Source organism: Veillonella sp. ICM51a (assembly GCF_000524355.1).
Taxonomy (GTDB): domain Bacteria; phylum Bacillota; class Negativicutes; order Veillonellales; family Veillonellaceae; genus Veillonella; species Veillonella atypica.
This window is the reverse complement of the sequence record NZ_JAPX01000005.1, coordinates 1-5579: the sequence shown is the minus strand read 5'-3', so window position 1 is coordinate 5579 and position 5579 is coordinate 1. Positions and strand designations below refer to the sequence as shown.

General features: G+C 37.2%; 5 protein-coding genes. All 5 read right to left on the bottom strand.

The annotated features are described in order from the left end of the window. Positions 1–34 precede the first annotated feature (34 nt). The 5 genes from HMPREF1504_RS00385 to larE all read right to left on the bottom strand — a co-directional run bounded on the left by HMPREF1504_RS00385 (position 35) and on the right by larE (position 5314). On the bottom strand, positions 35–964 hold the full coding sequence (locus tag HMPREF1504_RS00385) for an IS481 family transposase (RefSeq protein ID WP_005379765.1): 930 nt from the start codon (positions 962–964) through the stop codon (positions 35–37). A gap of 232 nt (positions 965–1196) precedes the next feature. After that, on the bottom strand, positions 1197–2474 hold the full coding sequence (gene larA, locus HMPREF1504_RS00380; protein WP_038122562.1) for a nickel-dependent lactate racemase: 1278 nt from the start codon (positions 2472–2474) through the stop codon (positions 1197–1199). Positions 2475–2529: 55 nt separating this feature from the next. Next, complete coding sequence (gene larC, locus HMPREF1504_RS00375; RefSeq protein WP_038122560.1) at positions 2530–3819, bottom strand: nickel pincer cofactor biosynthesis protein LarC; 1290 nt, start codon at positions 3817–3819, stop codon at positions 2530–2532. Beyond that, the gene (larB, locus tag HMPREF1504_RS00370; protein WP_038122558.1) at positions 3816–4571 is read right to left on the bottom strand and encodes a nickel pincer cofactor biosynthesis protein LarB; all 756 of its coding nucleotides are present in this window, start codon (positions 4569–4571) and stop codon (positions 3816–3818) included. The genes larC and larB overlap by 4 nt, the downstream gene beginning before the upstream one ends. Continuing rightward, positions 4568–5314 carry an ATP-dependent sacrificial sulfur transferase LarE gene (larE, locus tag HMPREF1504_RS00365; protein WP_038122557.1) on the bottom strand — a complete coding sequence of 249 codons (747 nt, stop codon included), beginning with the start codon at positions 5312–5314 and terminating at the stop codon, positions 4568–4570. The genes larB and larE overlap by 4 nt, the downstream gene beginning before the upstream one ends. Positions 5315–5579: the final 265 nt, after the last annotated feature.

Here is a 5579-nt window from a genome sequence, read left to right as displayed (position 1 = left end):
TTTTCTAGAGTAATCAAACATTTGTGACAAATACCTATGCCTTTTGATTCATAAAGTACTCTGTTATAACTTGGTTTGGTGATTTAAAGTTTAAGACTTTTTGTGCAATGTTATTATATCTATTAGCATATCGACTATGTGCTTTTAGAAAACTCTCCATACTATTAAACTTACGAGAATAAAATCTCTCACTATCAATTCGATGACTGCGCTCTACCTTTCCATTCTGCCACGGAGAAAATGGTCTTGTCGTTTTATGCTCTATTTCTAATCTTTTTAATACAATATCAAATAAACACTCTCGATCTTTTACTCCATAGTTTGTAAATTCACGACCATTATCTGTTTGTATTGTATGAATAGGAAATCCCATTTTGGCTTCTAAATTTAATAAGAACCGACTTGTATTAGTAACACTTTTTTCATCTATAATTTTTAGAATTCTCTTTCTAGAAAACTCATCAATAGCTGTAAGTTGATAGTAAGATTTTCCTTGTGTTGAAAAGGCTAAACTCTCGCGAGGTACGTATTTTATATCAATCTGAACCTTTTCTCCTGGATATGTTACTAGATCTGGTTTCCACTTGCTTTTTGGAACAGATTTAACAACCTTTTTCTCTTTAATGTGACACCTTATTTGTCGGCACATAGAGCCATATGAGCGTTTATAACCACGCTTTTTTGCCTCAACATATACTTGAGACAGCCCTTCATGTTTAAACTTAGAATGCATACGCTTGATAAGTGCTAGTTCTTCCTCAGTGTGTTGATTAGGATGAGAATGTGGTTTACGACTATACAATCGAAGTGAATCGATAGTCCCGTCGAAACGCTTCACCCAACGTTGTACTTGTTGTCTACTAGTATGATAACGGCGTGCAGCTTCAGCATTATTTCCATACTTTATAGCATATTCACATACTCGTTTACGAAATCTTAATTCTTCAGTTATAATAGAATGCATGAGAAGGAACTCCTTTTGTTGTAATGTTTGGATTAAGCAACTTCATTATAACAGAGTTCCTTCTCATTTTTTATTCACTTGTCACAAATGTATTATACTCTTACATCCTATTATGTATACATATCAAAGTAAAGCTATTAGGTTAATGACATACTAATAAAAAAGATAAAAGTACACCAAATAACCATGATGTACCTTTATCTTTTTATATTAACTTTTAAAATATAACGTATTACGCTTTCACCACAACAGATACGCCATCAGGAATAACTGTAATGCTTGCATCTTTACCTTTTAATTCCAAAGCCTTATTCAATGCTTCATCAAATGTGCTAGCATGTTGCAAATGCATATCTGTAAGCATCTTAGGGTCGCATTGGTCTGTTACAACGATAACAGTAAATTGATCCAGAATACGAGCCAAGATTTGCATTTCCCATTGGTCTGGAATTGTTTCATTACGAGGCACCTTAGCAATGCGGTCTAGTAATTCACGAGGTGTTTTGGCATTTTTAAGGTTTTCGTATAGTGATTCCCCACCATGACCATCATTACAAGCAGCAATCATGATAATCACACCATCTTTTTTACAAGATGCTTCTGCAGCGGTCATGCCTTTTACAGCTTGATATACGTTTTGGTCTAATGGATACCCACCATTTGTAGTGATAACGATGTCTGCTGGTACAGCTTTCACACTAGCTAGTTCAGATACAAAAGCACAGCCAGTTTCATGGGCCTCTTCCATATCACCAGCAAAAGCATTGATAATATGTTTTTCCGCATCGATGACAACATTTAAAATAAATGCCAATTTTGCAGTACGTCCAGCGTATACCATATCCTTATGAATTGGATTGTTCTCAATAATACCTGTACGAGCATATGGGCTATTGATAAATTCAGCACAGTGATTTGCCATTACAGTCACTTCCGAAGCAATGCCTGGCAATACGCTTTTTCTACCGCCTGAGAAACCAGCAAAGAAATGTGGTTCAATGAAACCTTCAGAAATTAATAACTCCGTTTCCACAGCTAGTTTAGTGATGATGCAATCCCCACCGGATGGCAATACGCCTATTTTAGTCATTTGGCTAGCATCACCAGAGATATGGTTTACAATCTTTTCATTGGCTACGATTTCAGGACCGAATTTATCTACCATTTCTTCATGCGTAGTAGGTCGATGGAAACCAGTTGCTAGTAAAATAGTAATATCGATGGATGGATTGGCTTCACGAATACGGCGAAGTAGAATTGGCATCGTAATTTTACTAGGCACTGGACGCGTATGGTCACTTGTGATGATGACCATGTTGGATTTACCCTTTACCAATTCTTCCAAGCGTTGGCTGCCGATAGGATTATCTAGTGCATGTTCTACCAATGCCTCTTGTGAAAGCTCAGCCTTATAGGAATGGGCTTTAGATTCTAATACACCTGCGATATTTTGATTAGGAATATTGATATCTACAAATCCTTTTGCATAGGGTACATTAAATGTTTTCATGGGAATCACTCCTTAACTTAACACTAACAAACTATAAATAACCCGCTACGACAAATCAATCCTCCTTCTTACGCAATTGTCGTTTAAGGTCTAATAAACTCATATCATTTTGCTTAGCAATAGTAGCCAGTGAATCATATTCATATTTATGTCTCTTTACACCAAATCCACTGCTTGTTTTAAAAACAATTCTATTGCCTTCCCAATCTATGTCTCCTGTAGACCGGTTCAAAATATATCGATTACAGCGATGGTATCGAATACCAAGGCTCGTAGTATGCTTGAATATTAAATCTCGCACCTTATCCATGTCGCCTTCCTTACAAAGGACCGTCAGCATCGTACCAGGTCGTTGTTTTTTCATCATAATCGATGTTGTAAACACGTCTAGTGCTGATGAAAGTAATAACTGTTCTACTGCATAGCCGATTTCTTCTGGCGTCATATCGTCGAGATTACAAGACATTTCAATGATTGTGTCTTCTAAATCATTGTTTATTTCAACAAAAGCTCGAATACAATTCGGTCGTTCAAATTGTTTCGTGCCAAATCCATAAGATACCTTTGTTGGTGTCATAACTGGCATATGGCTAAAGGCTGTGCCAAAATACTTGGCTAACGCTGCGCCTGTAGGTGTACATAACTCTCCTGTAATTTGATAATCTGCGTACATTGGAATACCAGATAACAGCTCCATCGTTGCTGGTGCTGGCACAGGCAATTCTCCGTGAGCACAGTGAACCGTGCCAGTTCCTACATGTATAGGAGAGATGATAATCTCATCAAACTTCAATGCCTCTAAGAGTACACAAACGGCCACAATATCTGCAATAGCATCGAGCATGCCTAGCTCATGGAAATGAATTTGTGTCACTGTCGATTTGTGAACCTTGGCCTCCGCTTGAGCTACCAGATTATATACGTTTATAGCATTCTGTTTACACGTATCGGAAATAAATAAGCTATTAATTATATCCGTTATACCTTGTAAGCCTCGACCATGTACATGATGTTCGCTATGTACATGGTGCTCCAAATGTTCTTCATGCGTATCTGTCTCACCATGTTCCTGATGAGCATCGTTATGGTGATGATTAGTATTATGTTGGTCATGGGGACTACCTTTATGATGTTCAGACTCTTCTATACCATTTATGGTAACCGCTACCCGATAACCTTGTAAGCCCTTATCTTCTTTCGGAATAAGTGTATAGGTAACATTAGGTATCCCTATTTGATTAAGTCGTTCTATCCATATTTCAGGATTATCTACTAAACCGAGTAATGTAGCGGTCAGCATGTCTCCTGCAATGCCCATTTGACAATCTAAAAATAATCGTTTCATTTACTTTCACCTATATGATTAATCATATTCGCTGTATAAGCAGCACCAAATCCATTGTCTATGTTGACAACCGTAACACCGCTAGCGCAGGAATTGAGCATCGATAATAACGCCGTAACACCACCAAATGCCGTTCCATAACCAACACTAGTTGGTACGGCGATAACAGGTACATCCACAAGGCCACCAACAACACTTGCTAAAGCCCCTTCCATGCCGGCAATGACAACGATAACCTTAGCAGACATAATAGTATCTAAATGTTGTAACAAACGATGAATACCCGCTACACCTACGTCATAAATTCGATTGACCGTATTACCATAAAATTCAGCTGTAATTGCACATTCTTCAGCCACTTTATAATCACTTGTACCACCGGTAACGATAGCTATACTTGACTCTGTTTTCTTCGTAGGCATATCACCAACGTAGCCGATATGAGCATCCTTGATATATGTCAAGGAATGCTGTTCTTGAACCTCTGCAGCCACATCAGGTGCTAAGCGTGTAATCAATATATGACCTTGCCCATTAGACTGCATGGAGGAGATAATACCCACGATTTGTTCACTAGTCTTACCGGCACCATAAATAACCTCTGGTACACCTTGCCGTAATTGACGATGTAAATCTACGTTTGCATACCCTAAATCCTCTATCGGTTTCATCTTTAGCTTTAATAAGGCTGCATCCACATCTACCTGACCATTTTTTACTTGCTCTAGAAGAGATCTAATATCATCGCTCATGAACGCACCTCTAAATCTAATACAACATCATCAAACATAGATTTAAAATATGTAAGAATCTTAATCCTATTCTTAATAACAATAGCTATTTGATTCTCTGGGACTTGAATTTTAGCAGTATTTCCTATCAGACGAACTCTAAAATCTGATAAACCTAAGGAAAATAAATACCCTTCCGCTTTTTCGATATGTTCTAAATCATGACCTGTTATGTGCTGTCCCGCTTGAAATCTCGTAGCTAAACAGGCGTAGGATGGTTTATCCCAGGTAAATAAATTAGCCTGTTTGGCCAACTGGCGAATCATAGATTTTGTTAAGCCACAGTCTCTTAGTGGCGACTTAACAGATAGCTCAGCTATTGCTTTCATACCAGGGCGATCATCTACCTCATCACTGGCGTTGGTTCCATCGCATAATACAGTAAATCCATCGTGTTTAGCCTGTTCACTTATCGTTGTGAATACATGATGTTTACAGTAATAGCATCGATCACTGGGGTTGCTCGTTACATCATCATATTCGAGTACATCAATATCTATGATTTCTAAGGGAATACCGATATATTCTGCAATTTTCTTGGCATCATCTAATTCAAACTGTGGCACAAACTGAGACTTAACAGTATATGCTTTGCATGGAATGCCAGATTGTTTGACCGCATACGCTAAATAGGATGAATCTACACCACCAGATAGAGCCACACCTACATTACCTAATGTCTTTATATACTCGATTAATTCCATTCCATACAATCCTTTAATAAATTTCTATAATCTATAGTTTCAAAATAAAAAAATAAAATAGAGCCATCACTATAGGCTCTAATATCACTCTACCATATATAGAATAACCATTAATGTATTTAGTATAAAACTTTTTGTTCCCATTTTCTAACTCATAAATGAGATATATATTCAGGTAATACATTATATTTTTTCTATCTTGAATTTATAATCTAAGTGCAACTAAAAAAAGATTCATGGCTTTCTGATAAAATAGTGTTTGCAA

Coding starts and splice junctions, on each gene's coding strand:
- larE (WP_038122557.1), bottom strand. CDS start 5,314: ATGGAATTAATCGAGTATATAAAGACATTAGGTAATGTAGGTGTGGCT.
- larC (WP_038122560.1), bottom strand. CDS start 3,819: ATGAAACGATTATTTTTAGATTGTCAAATGGGCATTGCAGGAGACATG.
- larB (WP_038122558.1), bottom strand. CDS start 4,571: ATGAGCGATGATATTAGATCTCTTCTAGAGCAAGTAAAAAATGGTCAG.
- HMPREF1504_RS00385 (WP_005379765.1), bottom strand. CDS start 964: ATGCATTCTATTATAACTGAAGAATTAAGATTTCGTAAACGAGTATGT.
- larA (WP_038122562.1), bottom strand. CDS start 2,474: ATGAAAACATTTAATGTACCCTATGCAAAAGGATTTGTAGATATCAAT.